Genomic DNA, 20,071 nt, shown 5'->3' with positions numbered 1-20,071 from the left:
GTTGCACGCCGTCGCTTCTTACGTATAATGCCAATCATCAAAGGGCAACAGCCCAAAGATGCCGGTGTGGTGAAATTGGTATACACGACGGATTCAAAATCCGTTGCCTTCGGGCGTGGCGGTTCAAGTCCGCCCACCGGTACCATATTCTTAAAAAAAGACGTCCAAGGGCGTCTTTTTTTATGTCTGAGATCCAGTGTTAACGGGCTTTTGGCGTCTAGTAGCGTCCAAAGGTGTTTGGTTGCAGCTAGAACTGTTAGTACCACAATATTCTATCAGGACTCAAATTCATGGCTCGCACCGTTGCCCCTCTGACGAATACGGAAGTAAAACAAGCAAAGGCTATCGACAAGGTCAAAACTTTGCGAGATGGTTGAGGCCTTGAATTGAGGGTTAGCCCTAGTGGTACCAAGTCATGGATTTTTAAGTATGACGTCCCAATCACTAAAAAGCGCACTAACATTAGTTTTGGCTCATTCCCTGATGTGAGTCTAGCGCAAGCAAGGCAACGTAGAGCTGAGGCAAGCGCATTGCTGGCCCAGAATATCGACCCTAAAGCCCACCAATTAAACCTTGAGCATGAAGTGAGGTTAAACCTTGCGAACACCTTTTCAACATTTGCGCTTCAATATCTAGCCATTAAATAGGAAACAACCAAGGCAAGTACTTTTCAAAAGCGTGAGCAAATGCTTAATAAGTATTTGTTACCAATAACAGGTCAAACACCTATTGGCGCTATTAAACCATTACTAATGAAAACGGTATTTGCCCCTATCGCTCAACAAGGAAAGATAGAAACTGTTAAACCGTCTTTGTATTATCGCTAATGAAGTAATGCGACTTGCTGTGGTTAATGGGGCTATTGAGTTTAATCCTATCGCCGAGATAACCAAGCTGTACCTCACTCAAAAAGTAACACTCCAGCCCGCTTTAAAACCCGAAGAGTTACCAGAGTTAGTTAGAAAAATTGATGAGGCAAACATCACAATAACCACGCGTAATCTTATCTTGTGGCAATTACACACCATGGTTAGGCCGAGTGAAGCAGCTCAAGCTAAGTGGCAGGATATTGATTATGAGGAAAGCCTGTGGCGGGTGTACGTGTCAAAGATTGATGCTTTTCATTATGTGCCGTTAACTCCTCAATCCTTGGAAGTATTGGAGAGTATGAGGCATATATCGAGCGGGCTAGAGTTTATATTTCCTGCTGATAGAGACCACAGAAAATACGCTAACAAGCAAAGTGCAAATATGGCACTTAAGCGCATGGGATTTAAAGATAGAACTACAGCGCACGGCTTAAGAGGACTTGCCAGTACCACGCTAAACGCTAATGGCTTTGATGGTGATGTCATTGAGTCGGCACTATCACACCGAGAACCTAATAAGATTCGTAGGGCTTACCATCACACAGACTACCTAGAACGTAGAAAGCCTCTAATGAATTGGTGGAGTGACCGTATAGAGCAAGCTAGTAAAGGTGAAACTATGGTGGTAAATATGCGTATTTATCGTTTAAAAGACCTTACCCAATTACTAGGCGTTAGCCGTGCAACTATTTATTCATGGATGAATCAAGGTAAGTTCCCACCGTCCATTTCATTAGGAGCAAGCTCGGTTAGTTGGAAAGAAAGTGATATTCAAAACTGGATAGATTCACGCTCACAACAAACCATGCAATAACAGCATAGCCCGTAGTTAGCCTATAAATTAAAATAACTATTCCAACCGTCCTTGTGGCGGTTTTTTTATTTATCTGTGGGTAAGTGGATTGTTTTAAGACGTTGTCATAAACTTTTTCGATTATATATCTATTATGTCTACCAAATGAATCTAAAGCCTTGTGCTATGGTATTTTGAATGTGGTAGATATGCGAATATTCACATCTACCTTATCTCTACTATTAGCCCTACAAGAATAAAACATTTAAAACAGTAGGTTATGAAGTTAAGTAGATATGTAGGCGTATTTGTGACAAAAATATTTTTTGTATTTCAATATTGCCTCGCTCGTCATGGTAAGGGGAATAAATATGCATAATAAGAAAAGGCTATATTCTTTTAAGGGGAATACAAAAAGGTAGTAGAGGCATCAATAGAGTTATGGTGTCCGCCTTTCAAATGATAGCGAGAAATTTCATGTTCTGTGGGCAATTTTTTGCTTGATTCTGAGCAATAAATTGCCTGAGGTTTTCTAAATTTCATCAAATCTCATGAAAAGTACTGAGTTTATTTTTGGCATAACTATTGATTACTAATTGGATGTTATTTAAACCCATTCAAGGAATTAGCTATGCCAACTCCATGTTATATCTCTATCGAAGGTCAAGTTCAGGGCCTTATTACTGCGGGCGCATGTACAGCGGACTCAATCGGTGACTCTTATGTTGAGGGTCATGAAGATGAGATGCTAGTACAGAAGTTTGATCATACGGTGACAGTTCCGACTGATCCACAATCAGGTCAACCAGCAGGCCAACGTGTTCACAAGCCATTCCAATTCACCGTATCACTGAACAAAGCTGTTCCTTTGCTATATAACGCACTGGCATCAGGTGAGAAGCTGTCTTCTGTTGAGCTGAAGTGGTACCGCACTTCGATTGAAGGCAAACAAGAAAACTTCTTCACCACTAAGCTGGAAAATGCCTCTATCGTTGATATCCAATGTGAAATGCCACATTGCCAAGACCCATCAATGTCTGATTTTACCCAAAATATCACGGTGTCACTGACTTACCGTAAGATCACTTGGGATCATATTAACGCAGGTACTTCAGGCTCTGATGACTGGCGTAAGCCAGTTGAAGCGTAAGTTTTACGTTCATATGAGATCGCTCACTCTATGGTGGGCGATCGAAAACCTTAACCTCAAACTACCAGTATGAGTGGTAATTTGTGTTTAGGGTTTTTTGTCTTTTTAGGAAGGAGTGCATGATGACAACACTAGCGTACACCATTCACGTAGATGGGCTAAGTGATGATGCATTGGTTGTGACGAAGTTTGAAGGTCAAGAGTCTCTCTCAGTGACCACATTCAAGCAAGCTCCTTGCAATGGTTTTCGTTATCATATTGATTTAGCTAGCCGTTTGTCGCATTTGGCGGCAGAGCAGGTGGTGGATAAGAGCGCAGAACTAAGGGTGTATCGTGATCAAAAGCTTGTTCAGCGGGTACATGGTATTGTTCGAGCCTTTGCACAAGGTGATATCGGCCATCACCACACGTTTTATTCACTCATCTTAGTTCCATCACTGGAACGTCTATCACTTCGCCATAACAGCCGGATATTTCAGTATCAATCTGCGCCTGATATCATCTCTATTCTATTAGAAGAAATGGGAGTTTTGGATTATGCCTTCTCTCTTAAGCGGGATTGTGCACAGCGAGAGTTTTGTGTTCAGTATCGGGAAAGTGACCTTGACTTCCTGCACCGTCTAGCTGCAGAGGAAGGGATTATTTACCACTTCACGCATGAGGCTGGAAAACATACCCTTATTTTTAGTGATTCAAGTGAAACGCTTCCCCCACTTTCAGTGCCTGTGCCTTATAACGCATTGGCTGGTGGTGTTTCTGATGCGCCTTATATTGATGGTTTTACTTATCAAACCCAATCACAGGTTAGCAATGTCGAACTAAAAGATTACAGCTTTAAAAAGCCCGCTTATTCATTTAGTCAGATAGCCCAAGGAACAGAGATGGCTTACCAACGGCCAACTTATTCTCATTTTGATGCGCCCGGACGTTTTAAGGATGATGGCAATGGCGTAGCATTTTGTCGTACTAGGCTGAATTATTTTAGACGTGAAGCTCACACAGCTAAAGGTAAGAGTAATCAGCCTCTTTTGAGAGCGGGTTATAAGTTCAAGATGCAGGAGCATTTGAATACGGAGCTTAACCGCGACTGGGTACTGGTCAAGGTGAACCATCAAGGTGACCAACCTCAAGCTCTAGAAGAAGAAGGCAGCTATGGTGCGACGACTTACTCCAACCAGTTTATGGTGATCCCAGATGACGTTAACTGGCAATCCGACCCAGAACCCAAGCCATTGGTTGATGGTCCGATGATAGCCACCGTTGTTGGCCCGGATGGTGAAGAGATATTCTGCGATCAACATGGCAGGGTTAAGGTTCATTTTCATTGGGATCGTGATTCCAAAAGTGATGAACATAGTTCATGCTGGGTTAGAGTTTCTCAAGGTTGGGCAGGGAGTCAGTATGGCATCATGGCGGTCCCTCGGATCGGTCATGAAGTTATCGTCTCGTTTCTAAATGGCGATCCTGATCAACCCATTATTACCGGACGGACCTACCATGCGACAAATACACCACCTTATTCACTTCCCGAGCATAAGACAAGAACGGTGTTAAGAAGCCAGACTCACCAAGGTGAGGGTTTCAATGAGCTGAGTTTTGAAGACCAAGCCGATCAAGAGCTTATCTACCTCCATGCCCAGAAGAATATGCAAGTTGAAGTTGAAAACTCGTCCGATACACGCATCAATTACGATCATGTTGTCAGCATCGGAAACAATGAACAGCGTACTGTTGCTCAAGATCGTTCTCTAAAGGTTGAAGGTAAACAGCAACAGACGACTGTAGGTGACTATCTCAGTAAGATTGAAGGGGATGAACACCAATCGATACTTGGCGACTGGGCTAAAAAAGTAGCCGGGGCTGTGGGTATCAACGCTGATGGTGATATCACACTGAAGAGTGGTAATAAAATTACACTCCAAGTCGGTGGGAGCTTTGTCGTTATAGACAGTAGTGGCGTTGCTATTGATGGTGCAAAAATCCTAATTAAGTCTGGTGGATCTCCCGGTTCGCTGGCACTCCCGACTAATCCAGATGTGTTAGAAACAGCAGCAGAAGAAGGCAGTGCTTTTGTGGCGAATTGTCCCGGAGCGAGCTCATGAAAAATGCCCAAGTCTATGCGGTAATTGATCGTGCAATCGAACCAAGTGTCATTGATGCCTGCAAGCGCTATGACTGCGAGTTTTGGTGCCTGTTTCCAGAGCCTGTTGATGAAGAGTTTACTAAGGTTGCTCCCTACCTCGTTAAGGTCAATGAAGCATTTAATGAATGGCTTATACCCAAGTCAACGCCTTGGGGATTTCTTTTCGAATCAAATGAAGCACCAAAAGTGCTGCGTGGGCACTTACGTACACTGATGGATGTTGAAATCGAGGAGACAAAACAGCGCCTTTTTTTGCGTTTTTACGACCCGAGAATTCTATGGTCATTGCTCAATGCCTTTGAGCCGTTAAGGCTCAACCATTTTTTAGGTCCAATGCAAGCACTTAAAACCATCTTTCCTCATCAAACGCAGTCTGACTTTGAACAGTTGGCATTATATCGACCATTTGGGTATGTGACTTACCAACCGTTTCCATTATCGCAAAGGCAGTATCAACAAGTACTTGAGCAATGCCGTCATAATTTGATAACAGAAGTCGCTCAGTTATTAAAGCACGATTCAGAGGTATTCAGTGAACAATTAGTCAATCAGCTTGTTGACTGGGGAATTGCTCAACCGGGGCCTATCAAGCGCATTGCTGAACTATGTTTAGAGCAGAAAATCACAGATTGGGCGCAGTTTCCTGAACAATGGCAACGGTTTTTATCTCACAAAGAGTTTCCAACGGATTATCGAGTCAACAGCCTGCTGCATGAAGTAAGGAGTGCACATGTCTTGTAAACATTTACCCGGTGAAGTATGTCATTGTAATCAGCAAGCTCCCTGTCTGATTGGCTATCAGATTGACAGTGACGGTGGTGTTATCCAATATCAGAATGGTAAGTTTAGCCAACAGAAACTAACATTACTCGATGAAGGAAAAGGGACTAAGATTTCTGTTTCCGTTGAAGGCAATTGTAGTAGTGGGCTTTCAACGTGCCCATCAGGATATATTACTGATAATCAACAGTTTTCTGAAACTCTGTCTGCGACAGCCTGTCAGCAGCATGTGTTAACGTATAAAGCAGAACCAAGCCAAAAAATGGGGTTGCTCAGTGCGCTACAACATTTATTGGCCGAGAAGAAAACAACCACCGTTCCTTATACGCGTTATCAAGTATGTTTAACTCAATGTGTTGGAAAACCACAAGTAGAACAAACCTTATGGTTGTCACCACCTCTGTCTTATATCCTTGGGCAAGTCCCAGTGGATAGCTTTATTTATGTCTACCCAAAGGTGAAGATCGAATCTGAGTTAACGCTTTCTGGGAAAACGGTGAAAAAGGCCGTTTCTGATGAAGACCGCTATGCAGCTTATCAGAATTTAGAAAGTGCTAACCGCCTTAATGGATTAAGTATTCCGTCAGAAGAGATCAAGAAAAGTGTCACTTTGGAAGGAAAGCTGACCATTAATCAAGGCAGTGAGAAAACAGTTTATGGCTCAGGTCTCACTACTACACGTTCGAATATGCCGGGGCAAACTAATACCGTTAATCTAAACGATGAATTTGAGAACATTCGCCAGCAGTTAAAAACTGTTGATGCAATAGTGTCCATTATTGAGCAAATTAAAAAAGGAACATACGAAAGTGCGGGGCAAGAGAAAGTTAAACTGATTAACTTTGAATTTAAAGCCCCCCAAATCAGTATCAAAGGGAACCAAACCCTGACGATGGTTGATAATGTAATGGGAACGGATTCTGAGGTAAGTGTTGGGTTTGCACCACTTTTTGGTTTCTCATTAAAGCTGGACATGTTATTAGCAGCAGCAGCCTATTTTAAGATGGAAAAACCAGTAGCAGCAATTAGACAGAAAGCCGCAGAGCTGGAGCAACTGGTTAAAGAGGGGCATCAAGGAGCCTATGCTGGAGCGGAATTTGATATTACGCTATCTGGTTCATTATCGACGGAAGGCAAAATTACCCAGAAACCTAAACAATCACCTCAATATGGTTTTGACTGTGTGACGACGGTTGCATTGAGCTCACTAGTGAACGTTAGTGGTGGAGCGAAAATATGGATTGTAGAGGGAGCGTTTAAAATGGTGGCTGAGGTAGTGGCTGAAGGTAAGTGTGCCCTTAGAAGCACTTTAAATGAAGAGCCTAAAGTTGAGTTGGTGTTTTTCCATGAAGGGATTAAAGCTAAGGTAACAATCGAAACGTCCTTAGATATAGGGTCTAACAGAGAAACTGAATCGAGTTCGAATACCACTAATGCGGGTGGTTATCGTGGTGGAGCTCAAGTACAAAGTACAGTAAGTAAAGCTGACACTAAAACTCATGAGTGGATTTGGGTCCAACCGTTAAGTGAACAGAAATCCAACTACCGTTCCGTATTGATTGGGTAAATGTAGATGATTAAAAGCAAGATAGTAAAAATGAGTTTGTTAGCCTTGTGTATCACGATGGTAACAGCATGCAGTGAGGATAGTGAAACAATGAGTATTCGAGAGCAGGTATCCACCGTCGATATTGAGATTGACAATGAAGGTGTCAAACCTGAGGTAATTTACACCACAAATGTTAACTCTCAAGCTGTGTATTGTGGCAGTTCTTTCAACGGCATAGAGCAATTTAATAACTTAAAAATCAGCAGTGGAACAATGTCACTTGGTTACAATCCAACTGCATTTTTACAACCAGGTGAAAATACTTTAGAACTTTGGACTCTTCCTTTAGGAGTGCATGAAGGTAACCTTGAATATCAAACAGATAACAAGTGTTCTGTTCTCCTGTTTGGCGCATTCCCTGATGGGAAAAAGGTCGAAATGTCTAGTCTATCTGTCACGATAGAAGATGGAAAGCCTACAACCAAAGCATCAACTATTTATCCGGATAATAACAAAACTCCGTTGAATGCTACTGATGGAGTCTTAGATGGGAAGCTGACTGACTTTTCACGAACAATCTATATCAAAACTATTCCTCGTTGGCGTTGGGTAGATGCAACCCCTATCCGTGAGGATAATCCAGAGCAGATGAAAGCCCTATACCGTGCTTATACCAACTTAATTGAGTTAATGAAGAAACAGGACTTTGAAGGCTTAAAAATGGCATGGTCACTATCTATGCGTGAGAAAGCAAAAGCAGAAGCTTACTTTGTTGAACCTGAAGATTTTTATTATGCTGTCGACTTTGAAGGTGGTTTCAATGATTGGGATGATGCAGCAGTTAGACCTCGAAGAGACTGGAGTGAGTATAAGTTAAGATCATATTTAGGTGGTCGTCTTGTTAAGTTGGAAGATATGCGTTTTCACTCCCCGCTGAGAATTGGTTCAACAAAGAATGATCTTGTTTACTCTCCAACTCCATTATTTTCCATGATAGATGGTCGAGTCGTCGTATCCCGATAGGAGGTAGTATGCCCGAAGCAGCAAGGTTAGGTGATATTGGCTCAGCGCATGACTGTTTTCCGTCGACACCGATCACGGCAGGAAGCTCAGATGTGATGATTAATCATTTGCCCGCAGTTCGGCAAGGTGACCCATTACAAGGTCATGGTTGTCCTTGTGATAAAACACCTCACGGTTATCACCCGAGAAGTGTCTCGGGAGGCTCTTCAGGGGTTTTTATTAATGGTAAACCTGCGGCACGGTTAGGTGATGCCATTGACTGCGGCGGAAGTATTGCTTCCGCCTCACCAGATGTCGTAATTGGGTAACACGATGAAGCTAGGCCTTGTGCGTATATTCTCACTTATCGTAGCAGTAGCATTGTCAGCTTGTTCCGGAGAGGGTGAAAGAATGAGTATTCGAGAGCAAGTATCCACTGTCGATATTGAGATTGATAACGACGGTGTGAAGCCTGGAGTGGTTTATACAACAAACCTAAATTCACAAACTATGTACTGCAGTAGTGTGTTTAACGGTATAGAGCAATATGACAACTTAAGTACCAGTAGTGGAACGATGGCTCTTGGTTATAACTCAACAGCTTTTTTACAACCTGGAGATAATACTCTTGAGTTATGGGTTGCACCAGTTGGAATTTATGAAGGGAATGATAATTACAATAAAGATGACTCGTGTTCTGCCTTTCTTTTCGGTGCTTTCCCTGACGGTAAGAAGATAGAAATTTCCAGTCTATCAGTAACTGTTGAGGATGGGGTTCCAACGACTAAAACATCAATTATTTATTCAGATACGCACCAAACCCCACTACTCAATACAAATGGTGCTTTAGTTGGAAAAGCAACGATTTTTTCTCGCCCAGTTATTATTAAAACCATTCCTCGTTGGCGCTGGGTGGATGCAACCCCTATCCGTGAGGATAATCCAGAGCAGATGAAAGCCCTATACCGTGCTTATACCAACTTAATTGAGTTAATGAAGATACAGGACTTTGAAGGCCTGAAAATGGCATGGTCCCTATCAATGCGAGAGAAAGCAAAGGCAGAAGCCTACTTTGTAGATCCTGAAGAGTTCTATAATGCGGTTGCTTTTGAAGAAAAATTTGATAAATGGGCAGATGCGCAAGCAGAACCTCGCAGAGATTGGAGTGAGTATAAGCTGAAGTCTTATATGGGAGGGCGATTGGTGAAGTTGGAAGATGTACGCGGCCATTCACCGCTAAGAATCGGGTCTGATAAAGAAGATTTAGTATATTCTCCAACTCCATTGTTTTCCATGATAGATGGTCGAGTCGTCGTATCCCGATAGGAGGTTGTATGCCTGAAGCAGCAAGGTTAGGTGATATTGGCTCAGCGCATGATTGTTTTCCGTCGACACAGATCACGGCAGGAAGCCCAGATGTGATGATTAATGATTTGCCTGCAGTTTGGCAAGGTGACCCATTACAAGGTCATGGTTGCCCTTGCGATAAAACGCCGCATGGGAGTCACCCAAGGAGTGTGGCTGGAGGCTTATCTGGTGTATTTATTGATGGCAAACCTGCGGCACGTCTAGGGGATGCGATAGATTGTGGTGGCGTTATCTCCTCAGCATCCCCTGATGTTGTGATTGGGTAATCTATTCAAGCTATGTTTAGCAGTATGGCCCATAAACGTATTTAAAAAGCCTAGAAATGTTTAATACATTCCGAATGTTGATACCTTAATCCGGAGAATAGCAATTAATGCCAGTGATTAAAAAAATAAAAATAACAGTGATATTAATAACTTGTTTTATTTCTTTATCTATCTTCATTAAGAATAGTAGGGCTGGGAATGATTCAATATCAGAATTACAGTCAGGCTACTATGTTTTTGATTCTGTAGAGCAGATTCTTAATTCACCAGATGAAACCGCTGACAGATTGTCTATTGATGCTGAGAAGCGCTGGTTAAATCAAACTTATTTTTATTTAGATTTGAAATCTAATACGTTGAAGTCATTCTTTTTTGGTGAAGTTAAAGCATATAACTTGGCTCAACGGAGTAACTACTATGAAGTATTGAGTGGAGGCTCATTCTATCGTTCAAAAATCACTCCGGTAAGAAGTGGAATGCTACAATTGGACAATGTGTATATGCGAACAGGGGCGTATTATCGAGAGCCTTATCGTGCTTTGTGGCGCAAAGTAGATGACAGGGATGAAGATTTGGTTGACCTGATTCGATGGCAGAAAAAAGTTGGAAAGGAGAATAAGGAATATTATGCAACATTAACTAACGAGCTAGTCGGTAAATTGCAGGAGATAGAAGAAGCGAAAGGTCCAAGGCTGACTTTAGCTGAGATTGTAAACGATAACTATAAAACAGAAATCACGCAAAATGATTGGAGTAGTGCTTCTATCGCACTTCCACATGAGACAGATACAGTGTCGGATGTAGAACTTTCTCTGGGGTATTATCATTTCAGTATCGATGAAATTGAAAAAGTGTTTGGTGAATTTGCTGACATATTGTTACTAACAAATTACCAACTTAATGGTATTGATTATGAGAGCCTTAATACAAGGAAACTTGAAATAAGAGTTGCCAATAGAGTTGGAATAGTGATTTTTGAAGTTAAAGCTCCTGAAAGTGATATTAATTGGAAAATGTGGGAAACTAATATTTCTGTACAAAAAGAGCAATTTCTTAGAGTAAAAGATAGCTTGTATGCTTTCTATAACTTCAGAAATTCAGAGTACCTATGGGTATCGCACAAGTATGATCAACTTAATGGAACGCATATCCTAGCATTAACAGGAGCGGACGATGTAGATGAATTAGTCAAAGCATATCCTTTAATTAACTCACTAAGTGACTAGGACATATCGAATGGACCAGATTCCAATGGAGTATTGGAAAAAGGTGAAGCTAATCCCATTCAACTCTTAAGGCAACAACCCATTGGCATGTATCCTATTATGGTGACGAAGATTCCAAGGGCTGCGATTTAATGATCGTTGAGTGCTAGAATGGTTCACGTTACTTTATTGAAGATAACTGGAGTGAAGAAGCTGTAACGAGCGTACACCAATTTGATGCAGCTGACGGAGAAACGAGACTTTGAATGTCTGAAGATGGCTTAGTCCTTATCTAGCCGAGACAAAGCTAAAGCAGCAAGGCTTGGTGATATCGGTTCAAAGTATGATTGTTTTCCGCCGACGCCCATCACCGCGAGTAGCCCAAATATCATGATTAACTTCCAACCGGCCACTTGCCAAGATGACGTTGCGAGGCTTTGGCCGCCCTTGTGATAAAACCTCGCATGGGAATCACCCAAGGAGTGTGGTAGGTGGTTCGTCTAGTGTTTTTATTGATGGTAAACCTGCGGCGCGTATAGGAGATGCTATTGATTATGATGGCAGTATTGTTTCTGCCTCACCAGATGTCGTAATTGGGTAATGTGTGATAGAAGTTAATAATTTTAATTGAACTGAGATTATCCGAAATAAAGCGGGATTAATCGAAATATTTGATTATGAAGGTAGCTGTGAATAATTGGAGTTTGTCGAATATTTATAGATAATCGTGTTAATGATTTTTTATTTTAGTACCATACGATTAAAGATGAGAGTTTAATGTTGTTATATATCAATTGTTAAGTGTGGTTATTCAAGTCCGCCCACCAGTACTATATTTAAGCAACAAAGCTTCGACGAAAGTCGAGGCTTTGTTGTATCTGGCACTTACTTATTCTCTGATGTGGTTTCCACATTGTTGTCGATATGATAATGGATAAAGAGGAAAGCATTTTTATAAATCAATATACTTGCGTTCGACTTCCTTTTTGCTTTCTTCTTAAAATAATTTTTCATTTTAAATTATGACTTAAATTAATTCAATTAGACTCTCTAATTTATTGGGTTTAATTAAATTTCATTTCAATCTAGATCAATAAAAATGAGATTGGTACTTTCTAATTAAATAACGTAAATCACGAAAAATTTTCAGGATCATTTTGATCAAATTGAGAACTTGTTCACGTACAAAGCAACCGGTTGCGCTTTTGTGTGTTGGTTATATTTGCTACAGTGATGTTAGGTTGATATTTAATCACTGGAGTAGACTATGAAAAAGATTTTACTGTGTTGTAGCGCAGGCATGTCAACGAGCATGCTAGTGCAAAAAATGGAACAGGCCGCGAGCATTCAAGGGATAGAATGCAAAATAGATGCATTGTCTGTGAGTCAGTTTAATGAAGCTATTAGCGAGTATGATGTTTGTTTGCTGGGACCTCAGGTTCGCTTTCAATTGGAAGAGTTGAAGAAGACTGCTGACGAACATGGGAAGAATATTGCTGCCATCTCTCCTCAAGATTATGGAATGATGAAAGGCGATAAAGTACTAGAGCAAGCGCTGAACTTAATTTAATAAACTCCATTTTCATTTAATAGCTAATAAACCCCAATATTTAAATATTGGGGATGGGACTTTATTTATCTAAATATAAGGAATTATCCATGAAGCTTTATGATGCGATAATTAATTTTGTTGAAAAATATATTGCGCCATTAGCAACAAAAGTTGGAAACCAACCACATGTAAGAGCGATGCGAGATGGTTTTATCGTTGCCATGCCATTTATTATTGTTGGTAGCTTTATTCTTATTTTTGCCTTTCCGCCTTTTTCAGATGAGACACAGAATAGTTTTGGCCGGGCATGGTTAGATTTTGCCTCTACCCATTTCGATATCATTATGATGCCATTTAACATGTCGATGGGCATCATGACTATTTTCGTTTCACTCGGTGTCGCTTATAGCTTAGCAAAAACCTACAAAATGGATGGGATTACCAGCGCTGCCCTCGCTTTAATGAGTTACTTATTGGTGGCATCCCCTGTGAGTGAAGGGGGCTTACCAACGGCACATTTGGGGGGGACCGGTGTTTTTACTGGGGTAATTTGTGGATTCTTTGCCGTTGAGCTGTATCGGTTTATGAAAAAACACAACATTACCATTCGTATGCCAGAACAGGTTCCGCCAGCAATTGCGCGTTCATTTGAAGTGTTACTACCAGTATTGGCCGTCTTTCTTACACTTTATCCACTCAGTGTATTTGTTCAGGCACAATTTGGAATGCTGATCCCTGAACTTATTTTAGAGGCATTTAAACCTCTCGTCAGTGCTTCGAACTCGTTGGCGGCCATCATTGGTGCACTTGTACTGTGTCAATTGTTGTGGTTCGCAGGCATTCATGGTGCCGCTATTGTTGTTGGTTTAATGTCTCCATTCTTACTCACCAATTTAAGTGCCAATATTGATGCTTTTGTGGCAGGTGAGCCTATTCCGAATGTGTTTACTCAGCCATTTTGGGATTTCTATATTTTCCTTGGTGGTTCAGGGGCGACATTTGCGCTGGTAATTCTTATGGCATTTAGCCGCTCGGTGCATTTAAAAAGTATTGGTCGTATGAGTATCGTCCCCGGTCTTTTCCAAATTAATGAACCGGTGATATTCGGTACGCCGTTAGTATTGAACCCTACTTTATTTATCCCATTCCTATGTGTACCAATCATCAATGCGACCATCGCTTACTTCGCAGTTCATATGGGGCTTGTGGGTATGGGCGTCGCGACAACCCCATGGACCACACCAGCCATTATTGGCGCGTCGTGGGGCAGTGGGTGGACGTTGGCACCAGTCTTCTTGGTTGTAGCCTTGATCATTCTTGACCTCTTCTTATATCTGCCATTTTTTAAAATGTTTGAAAAAGAGGTCATGGCTGATCAAGAACCTGAAAAAGAAGATAAAGCTACAGAGCCAGAGTTAGCAAAAGCGTAGTTGAATATTGAGTTGTCGTTATGGGAGTGAATATGGAACAAGAAATCGTGGTGATGGAGATCATCTGTAATGCTGGTGAAGCCCGAAGTTTATGCTTTGAAGCGTTGCGTTTGTCGCGTGCAAAACAGTTTGCTCAGGCAGAGGAAAAATTAGCGTCAGCTAAAGAGTGCTTAAATAAAGCACATTTGGTGCAGACGCAATTAATTGAGCAAGATATGGGAGAAGGAAAGGTCCCAATGACATTGGTGATGGTCCACGCTCAAGATCATTTGATGACCACTATTCTCGCACATGAGTTAGCAGCAGAGATGGTAGCGTTACACAAGCAACTTGCGGAGTGATCTTATATGACCAGTAAATCATTGAAATTAGCTGTTATTGGTGGTGGTAGCAGTTACACACCTGAGTTGGTTGAAGGTGTATTAAAACGACTTGAACGTTTACCAGTAAAAGAAATTCACTTTGTTGATATTGAAGCTGGAGCAGAGAAACTTGCGATCATTGAAGCATTGTCTAAGCGAATGGTCGAGAAAGTGGGTGCTGACATTATCATTAAAGCGTCTTTTGATCGCAGAAAGGCAATTCAAGGGGCTGACTTTGTCATGACTCAGTTTCGTGTTGGAGGGTTAGCTGCGCGAGCGAGTGATGAGCGTATACCGCTTCAATATGATGTGATTGGGCAGGAAACGACTGGCCCCGGAGGTTTTGCGAAGGCTTTACGAACGATTCCAGTTATTCTCGAGATTTGTCGTGATATCGAAGAGCTTGCCCCCAATGCTTGGATGTTAAATTTTACTAACCCGGCAGGGCTGGTGACGGAAGCCGTGAATAAATACACCAAAGTGAAAAGTATTGGTTTGTGTAATGTGCCTGTCTCAATGCAAATGATGATAGCTGAAATGATGCAATGTGCTCCGGAGGAAGTGCAGCTAGAGTTTGCTGGGCTAAACCATCTAGTATGGGTGACCAAGGCATGGCTGGGAGGGGAAAATATCACAGCACAAGTCTTGGAAAAGGTTGGGGATGGCGCCAATTTCAGCATGAAAAATATCTTTGAAGAACCATGGGATCCCGATTTTCTAAATGCATTGGGCGCAATTCCATGCCCTTATCATCGATACTTTTATCAAACCGATGCCATGTTAGAAGAAGAGAAAGCCTCAGCATTAGAACAAGGAACGCGTGCTGAGCAAGTCATGGAAACTGAAAAAGCATTGTTTGAACTCTATAAAAATGTGGAATTAGATGAGAAACCTCAACAGTTAGAAGAGCGCGGAGGGGCTTATTATTCTGATGCCTCTTTAAATCTGGTTGATGCTATTTACAACAACAAAAACTCAATTCATGTGGTTAATGTGCCAAACAATGGTGCAATTAAAGCGTTGCCAGATGATGTGGTGATTGAGTGCAGTGCTGTTGTGGGGAGTTGGGGAGCAAAACCATTAGCCGTGGGCACGTTATCGCCTCAGATCAATGGGTTGCTTCATCAAGTGAAGTCTTATGAACAATTAGCCGTCGAGGCGGCAGTTCATGGTGATTATGATCAAGCACTTATGGCTCTGGCAAGTAATCCGTTAGTACCAGATATTGGTCGGGCAAAGTCTATTTTAAACGATATTCTTCGCGAAAACGCAGATTACCTTCCCCAGTTTGACACGCGGTTGTTATCGTAAGTTGAGGATAAGGAGTCAGATGTAATGAAAGTGATATTTAACGCCGATGATTTTGGCCTGACAACTGGAGTCAATGAAGGCATTGCCCAAGCTCATCTTCATGGTGTGGTGAATTCCACCACCATGATGGTAGGAATGGGAGCAGAGCAAGACGCGGTTAAGATCGCAACACAGCTTCCTGAGTTAAAGGTTGGCATTCATTTAAGGTTTACATCTGGCTCTCCATTAACAAACGGATCAAGCCTTATTGGCAAAGAAGGTTTTTTTCCACGACAGGCAGAATTTTGGCAAAAACAAGACTTCGATTTAGAGGAAGTTTATCAGGAAGTATCGAGTCAAATTGCGCAATTCAAAAAACTGGGTTTTCAATTAAGCCATATTGATAGCCATCATCATGCGCATACACACCCTCAGTTGTTGCCCGTAATTCGCGAGATTGCCCACCAACTTCAAGTACCGTTGCGAGGTATTGGACTGGACAGTTCAGTATGGCGTTATCACTTTTCTGACTGGTTCTACGATAGCAACCTTTCTATGGCTGGGTTGCTTTCACACCTTAGCCAGTTTAAAAGCACATATGATGTTGTTGAAATCATGTGTCACCCATCAAAAGTGGATGAAGCATTATCTGCACAATCAAGTTATACCCATCAACGAGCGTTAGAGTTAGATATTCTTACTAGCGATGAGTTAAAAGAAGGATTAATTAAGAATGGTATCACGGTCACGGACTATTCCTGCCTAACTTCTTAATCATCCATCGGCTGTGTATGATTTTGAACACTGGCATCGAAATCCCCCTTTCGCCTATTGCGTTGTCAGTGTTCATCTCTTGTTATCGTTAACTCTCCGAGGAATTTGTGGCCTTATGGCAAGAATTAAAGATGTAGCGGCATTAGCGGGCGTGAACCGTTCTACGGTATCGCGGATCATTAATGGTGAAGGAAAATTTCGAGAAGAAACCAAGCGCAAAGTTGAACAAGCGATGGCAGAGCTCAATTATCGCCCAAGCGCTATTGCCCGCTCTCTCGCGACCTCCTCGACAAACATGGTAGGCCTGCTAGTCACGTATTATACGGGGGGGTTCTTTGGGGAGATGATGGAGCAAGTTCAGGCAGAGTTAGATCTTCATAAAAAGTTTTTAATTACCGCACAAGGCCACCATTCTGCAGAAGGAGAGCAAGCGGCCATTCAGCGTTTCCATGATCTTCGTTGTGATGGTTATGTGTTGCACAGCCGGTATTTAAGTGATGACGATTTACGTGACTTGGCTAAGCAATCCACTCCTTTTGTTCTGTTAGACAGACATATTGAGGGGCTTGAAGAGCGCTGCATCACGTTTGACCATCATCAAGCGAGTCAGGTTGCTGTACAGCACCTAATCGATAAACAACACAAAGTGATTGGTTGTATTCATGGCCCACTTGAACGGCACAACAGTTTTCAGCGTCGACAAGGTTACTTAGATTGCATGCATGCTAACGGCTTGTTGTTTGGGAAATCTTTGTGTGAAACCGGAAACTACGGCAAGCAAAGTGGTTATGAAGCAATGGCCAGATTGTTAGAGCGCCATCCAGACATAACCGCCGTTTTTTCTTGCAGTGAAGAAATGACGATGGGAGCGATGCGATACTTGCATGAACAAGGTATCCGCGTACCAGAGCAGATATCCTTGGTGAGCTTTGATAGTGTGGACCTATGTGCGGGGTTATATCCTTCAGTAACCGCTGTTCATTTCCCCATCAGTGAAATGGCTAAGGCGGCAGTTCAAGTATTGGAATCACTATCTAAAGAGCAAGAATCATTGGTTTCCCAGCAGTTTTCAGGTGTATTGATTACTCGTAATGCAGATAGAGTACTTTCTTCTTAAGTGCTTAATTTTTTATCATTTCTTCTGTAAGTTCTCGTATTCTTGGCTATCTTTTATTTATCAATTGAGGAGATAGCCAATGTATCAAGTCACCCCTTATCTGTTCTTTGCAGGTCGCTGTGAAGAAGCGTTAGATTTCTACCAAAGTTGTTTTGGAGGATGTGTCCTTTCCAAGCAATACTTCAAAGATGCACCGCAAGAAATAGAAGGTGCCTCTCCGGATTGGATCATGCATTCTGAGTTCGAAGCATTTGGCTTAAAGCTGATGTTGTCAGATGGCATGGTCGCAAAAGAATTAACGGGGAATAACATCGCGCTGTCCATCGTCATGAATAACGTCGATGAGCAGGCTCGCCTATTTGACCGCCTTGCGACAGAAGGGCATATCATGATGCCTCTAGCGGATACATTTTGGGGGGCTCGTTTTGGCAAGGTAGAAGATAAGTTTGGAATTCGTTGGATGCTTCATTGTGAGTTGTAACAGATAGAAAATCTTTAACTATGATTATTGTTTTATAAAATGTGTTACTAATTCTTTCGTATGATGAAATTATATTCCCCTTCATTTAATATAATGAGTTGTTTGTACTTTTGAGAGTTGAAGATAAATTGTGGCGAGCATTAAGATCACAGTAGACCGAATCCAGCCAGGGTTGCATATTCGACTGCCAGTAAAATGGAATGAGCACCCCTTTCTATTAAATAGCTTCAAGATAAAAAACGAAGAGCAGATCCAAATGATCCGTCATTTGGGGATTAAGCACGTCTACATGAACCCAGCTCAAAGTGATACTCAACCTTTGCCACCTTCTGAAGTAAAAGACTCTCCAGAAAATGAAACTCAAAATACTACTGCGATTGATGCTGAGGCACAAAAACTCTGGAAAGAAAAACAACAACGAATTGAAAAGTTAAGTGCTTACCGTCGTAGAGTCCTTAACTGTGAAAAAGAGTTTGAACGCTCGCTAGCACAAATGCGCGCAGTGATGAATAAAATTAGAAACCGTCCAGAGCAAGCTGTTGGAGAAGCGCAACAACTGGTTAATAGTATCGTCGATAAGTTACTTAGTGATGATAATGTGACATTACACTTAATGAATGGCAAAAGTGAGTTCGAAGATATCTATTTTCATTCATTAAACGTCGCTGTGATTGCAATGATGATTGCACAAGCGAAGAAATTGCCTGCCGATGAGATCAAATCTGTAGCGTTTGCTTCTTTATTTCATGATATCGGTAAAATAAAAGTTCCTACTGCGATAGTAAGGAAGCAAACCCCCCTAACTGAACCTGAAAAGAACTATCTTAAGCTACATACCAAATATGGGTTGGATATTGCTAATAATATAGAGAGCTTCCCAAAGATAGCAAAGACAGTGATCTCACAACATCATGAGCTAAATGATGGCTCTGGGTATCCAGAAGGGCTTAAAGAAGAGCAAATTGATCCATTGACTCAAATTGTTTCTGTTGCGAATGCTTACGACAATCTTTGCCACCCCTCTAATCCGGCTGATGCAAAAATTCCGTATGTAGCGCTGTCTTATCTATATAAGAACTGCAAACACCTTTATAGCAATGAAAACCTAAATATCCTGATCAAATTTATGGGGGTATACCCTCCGGGAACCGTTGTTCAGCTTTCCAATGATATGGTTGGTTTAGTTATCTCGGTAAATTCTAAATCGATTCTCTACCCTAATGTATTGATTTATGACCCATCGGTGCCTCGAACTCAGGCTCCAATCATCGACTTAGCCGAAAAAGAAATAAAGATAGTTAATGCTATATTACCTCATAAACTCCCAGACAAAGTGCGTGAGTATTTAAATCCTCGTTCTCGTATTTCCTATTTCTTTGATAATGATGAGTAGTTATCCACAGAAAAGTGTGGGTAACGTATGGAAAAAGTGAGTGTAAATTGAGGGTAAAATAATGGCTGTTCGAATAGTGTTCGAACGGCCATTTTTTTGAAATAAATTGCTCTTTTTTACTTGCCAATAAAAAGTAACTCCCTATAATGCGCTTCCACTGACACGGCAGACGCCACAAGGCTTCAGCCAAGGTCGTAGAGGTGAAAAACTTCTGAGAAAAGAAATTTGAAAAAGTGTTTGACTCTTCAAATTATCTCGTTAGAATTCACCTCCGCTTTGAGAGAAAACTTCTCGCAAAGCAAAGCTCTTTAACAATATAAACCTATCAATCTGTGTGGGCACTCGTTGATGATAATCCAATGAGATACTTCGGTATCAAATTAGGTTTCAATGAAACGAAGTGACCATTCGAATTGGGAAGCAGTCTTGAACTGTTTTGTTTTACTTTTTCAAAAGTGAAAACCAATAAGAGCACAGTCAATTCAAACATTACTTATGTAATGTTCAGTATTCATTGAGCCGACAAAATCTTAAATTGAAGAGTTTG

19 protein-coding genes, 1 tRNA gene and 1 pseudogene are annotated in these 20,071 nt (G+C 41.5%); all 21 read left to right on the top strand.

Annotated elements, in window-relative coordinates:
- Positions 1-60 precede the first annotated feature (60 nt).
- The 21 genes and pseudogenes from ACQEXS_RS15335 to ACQEXS_RS15235 all read left to right on the top strand — a co-directional run bounded on the left by ACQEXS_RS15335 (position 61) and on the right by ACQEXS_RS15235 (position 19,524).
- A tRNA-Leu gene (locus ACQEXS_RS15335) sits at positions 61-145 on the top strand.
- Positions 146-386: 241 nt separating this feature from the next.
- Positions 387-647, top strand: a complete 261-nt coding sequence (locus tag ACQEXS_RS15330; RefSeq protein WP_427014417.1) for an integrase arm-type DNA-binding domain-containing protein — start codon at positions 387-389, stop codon at positions 645-647.
- A 187-nt stretch (positions 648-834) separates the two neighbouring features.
- Positions 835-1,683, top strand: a complete 849-nt coding sequence (locus tag ACQEXS_RS15325; protein WP_427014416.1) for a tyrosine-type recombinase/integrase — start codon at positions 835-837, stop codon at positions 1,681-1,683.
- Between the two features lie 610 nt (positions 1,684-2,293).
- Positions 2,294-2,812 (top strand): Hcp family type VI secretion system effector, encoded by a 519-nt coding sequence (locus ACQEXS_RS15320; RefSeq protein WP_427014415.1) that lies wholly within the window; start codon positions 2,294-2,296, stop codon positions 2,810-2,812.
- Between the two features lie 122 nt (positions 2,813-2,934).
- Positions 2,935-4,914 carry a type VI secretion system tip protein TssI/VgrG gene (tssI, locus tag ACQEXS_RS15315; RefSeq protein WP_427014498.1) on the top strand — a complete coding sequence of 660 codons (1,980 nt, stop codon included), beginning with the start codon at positions 2,935-2,937 and terminating at the stop codon, positions 4,912-4,914.
- Entirely contained in the window at positions 4,911-5,696 is a 786-nt protein-coding gene (locus ACQEXS_RS15310) for a DUF4123 domain-containing protein (RefSeq protein ID WP_427014414.1), read from the top strand. Before tssI ends, ACQEXS_RS15310 begins: the two co-directional genes overlap by 4 nt.
- Positions 5,686-7,302 (top strand): hypothetical protein, encoded by a 1,617-nt coding sequence (locus ACQEXS_RS15305; protein ID WP_427014413.1) that lies wholly within the window; start codon positions 5,686-5,688, stop codon positions 7,300-7,302. The genes ACQEXS_RS15310 and ACQEXS_RS15305 overlap by 11 nt, the downstream gene beginning before the upstream one ends.
- A gap of 6 nt (positions 7,303-7,308) precedes the next feature.
- On the top strand, positions 7,309-8,307 hold the full coding sequence (locus ACQEXS_RS15300; RefSeq protein ID WP_427014412.1) for a glycosyl hydrolase family 26: 999 nt from the start codon (positions 7,309-7,311) through the stop codon (positions 8,305-8,307).
- An 8-nt stretch (positions 8,308-8,315) separates the two neighbouring features.
- The gene (locus ACQEXS_RS15295) at positions 8,316-8,615 is read left to right on the top strand and encodes a type VI secretion system PAAR protein (protein ID WP_427014411.1); all 300 of its coding nucleotides are present in this window, start codon (positions 8,316-8,318) and stop codon (positions 8,613-8,615) included.
- 4 nt (positions 8,616-8,619) lie between these two features.
- Entirely contained in the window at positions 8,620-9,612 is a 993-nt protein-coding gene (locus ACQEXS_RS15290) for a glycosyl hydrolase family 26 (protein ID WP_427014410.1), read from the top strand.
- 8 nt (positions 9,613-9,620) lie between these two features.
- Positions 9,621-9,920 carry a PAAR domain-containing protein gene (locus tag ACQEXS_RS15285; protein WP_427014409.1) on the top strand — a complete coding sequence of 100 codons (300 nt, stop codon included), beginning with the start codon at positions 9,621-9,623 and terminating at the stop codon, positions 9,918-9,920.
- Between the two features lie 107 nt (positions 9,921-10,027).
- On the top strand, positions 10,028-11,146 hold the full coding sequence (locus ACQEXS_RS15280) for a hypothetical protein (RefSeq protein ID WP_427014408.1): 1,119 nt from the start codon (positions 10,028-10,030) through the stop codon (positions 11,144-11,146).
- Positions 11,147-11,455: 309 nt separating this feature from the next.
- A pseudogene (locus ACQEXS_RS15275) lies at positions 11,456-11,726 on the top strand (PAAR domain-containing protein).
- Positions 11,727-12,392: 666 nt separating this feature from the next.
- A complete protein-coding gene (locus ACQEXS_RS15270) occupies positions 12,393-12,695 on the top strand; it encodes a PTS sugar transporter subunit IIB (RefSeq protein WP_427012161.1) in 303 nt (100 codons plus the stop codon).
- 89 nt (positions 12,696-12,784) lie between these two features.
- The gene (locus ACQEXS_RS15265; RefSeq protein ID WP_427014407.1) at positions 12,785-14,107 is read left to right on the top strand and encodes a PTS sugar transporter subunit IIC; all 1,323 of its coding nucleotides are present in this window, start codon (positions 12,785-12,787) and stop codon (positions 14,105-14,107) included.
- Between the two features lie 32 nt (positions 14,108-14,139).
- On the top strand, positions 14,140-14,448 hold the full coding sequence (locus ACQEXS_RS15260; protein ID WP_367988135.1) for a PTS lactose/cellobiose transporter subunit IIA: 309 nt from the start codon (positions 14,140-14,142) through the stop codon (positions 14,446-14,448).
- Positions 14,449-14,454: 6 nt separating this feature from the next.
- Entirely contained in the window at positions 14,455-15,780 is a 1,326-nt protein-coding gene (locus ACQEXS_RS15255) for a 6-phospho-beta-glucosidase (RefSeq protein WP_427014406.1), read from the top strand.
- 24 nt (positions 15,781-15,804) lie between these two features.
- Positions 15,805-16,533, top strand: a complete 729-nt coding sequence (chbG, locus tag ACQEXS_RS15250; RefSeq protein WP_427012165.1) for a chitin disaccharide deacetylase — start codon at positions 15,805-15,807, stop codon at positions 16,531-16,533.
- Positions 16,534-16,648: 115 nt separating this feature from the next.
- Complete coding sequence (locus ACQEXS_RS15245) at positions 16,649-17,650, top strand: LacI family DNA-binding transcriptional regulator (RefSeq protein WP_427014405.1); 1,002 nt, start codon at positions 16,649-16,651, stop codon at positions 17,648-17,650.
- Positions 17,651-17,729: 79 nt separating this feature from the next.
- Complete coding sequence (locus ACQEXS_RS15240; protein ID WP_367988139.1) at positions 17,730-18,131, top strand: VOC family protein; 402 nt, start codon at positions 17,730-17,732, stop codon at positions 18,129-18,131.
- A 130-nt stretch (positions 18,132-18,261) separates the two neighbouring features.
- Positions 18,262-19,524 carry an HD-GYP domain-containing protein gene (locus ACQEXS_RS15235; RefSeq protein ID WP_427014404.1) on the top strand — a complete coding sequence of 421 codons (1,263 nt, stop codon included), beginning with the start codon at positions 18,262-18,264 and terminating at the stop codon, positions 19,522-19,524.
- Positions 19,525-20,071: the final 547 nt, after the last annotated feature.

The organism is Vibrio sp. TRT 17S01 (genome assembly GCF_050113695.1).
Lineage (GTDB): Bacteria > Pseudomonadota > Gammaproteobacteria > Enterobacterales > Vibrionaceae > Vibrio.
Note: the sequence above shows the minus strand (reverse complement) of the source record. Positions and strands in the feature narration are given on the sequence as shown.

Bases quoted from the DNA above. Each gene is read 5' to 3' on its own strand.
- ACQEXS_RS15325 (WP_427014416.1), top strand. From the start codon at position 835: ATGCGACTTGCTGTGGTTAATGGGGCTATTGAGTTTAATCCTATCGCC.
- ACQEXS_RS15320 (WP_427014415.1), top strand. From the start codon at position 2,294: ATGCCAACTCCATGTTATATCTCTATCGAAGGTCAAGTTCAGGGCCTT.
- tssI (WP_427014498.1), top strand. From the start codon at position 2,935: ATGACAACACTAGCGTACACCATTCACGTAGATGGGCTAAGTGATGAT.
- ACQEXS_RS15310 (WP_427014414.1), top strand. From the start codon at position 4,911: ATGAAAAATGCCCAAGTCTATGCGGTAATTGATCGTGCAATCGAACCA.
- ACQEXS_RS15305 (WP_427014413.1), top strand. From the start codon at position 5,686: ATGTCTTGTAAACATTTACCCGGTGAAGTATGTCATTGTAATCAGCAA.
- ACQEXS_RS15300 (WP_427014412.1), top strand. From the start codon at position 7,309: ATGATTAAAAGCAAGATAGTAAAAATGAGTTTGTTAGCCTTGTGTATC.
- ACQEXS_RS15295 (WP_427014411.1), top strand. From the start codon at position 8,316: ATGCCCGAAGCAGCAAGGTTAGGTGATATTGGCTCAGCGCATGACTGT.
- ACQEXS_RS15290 (WP_427014410.1), top strand. From the start codon at position 8,620: ATGAAGCTAGGCCTTGTGCGTATATTCTCACTTATCGTAGCAGTAGCA.
- ACQEXS_RS15285 (WP_427014409.1), top strand. From the start codon at position 9,621: ATGCCTGAAGCAGCAAGGTTAGGTGATATTGGCTCAGCGCATGATTGT.
- ACQEXS_RS15280 (WP_427014408.1), top strand. From the start codon at position 10,028: ATGCCAGTGATTAAAAAAATAAAAATAACAGTGATATTAATAACTTGT.
- ACQEXS_RS15270 (WP_427012161.1), top strand. From the start codon at position 12,393: ATGAAAAAGATTTTACTGTGTTGTAGCGCAGGCATGTCAACGAGCATG.
- ACQEXS_RS15265 (WP_427014407.1), top strand. From the start codon at position 12,785: ATGAAGCTTTATGATGCGATAATTAATTTTGTTGAAAAATATATTGCG.
- ACQEXS_RS15260 (WP_367988135.1), top strand. From the start codon at position 14,140: ATGGAACAAGAAATCGTGGTGATGGAGATCATCTGTAATGCTGGTGAA.
- ACQEXS_RS15255 (WP_427014406.1), top strand. From the start codon at position 14,455: ATGACCAGTAAATCATTGAAATTAGCTGTTATTGGTGGTGGTAGCAGT.
- chbG (WP_427012165.1), top strand. From the start codon at position 15,805: ATGAAAGTGATATTTAACGCCGATGATTTTGGCCTGACAACTGGAGTC.
- ACQEXS_RS15245 (WP_427014405.1), top strand. From the start codon at position 16,649: ATGGCAAGAATTAAAGATGTAGCGGCATTAGCGGGCGTGAACCGTTCT.
- ACQEXS_RS15240 (WP_367988139.1), top strand. From the start codon at position 17,730: ATGTATCAAGTCACCCCTTATCTGTTCTTTGCAGGTCGCTGTGAAGAA.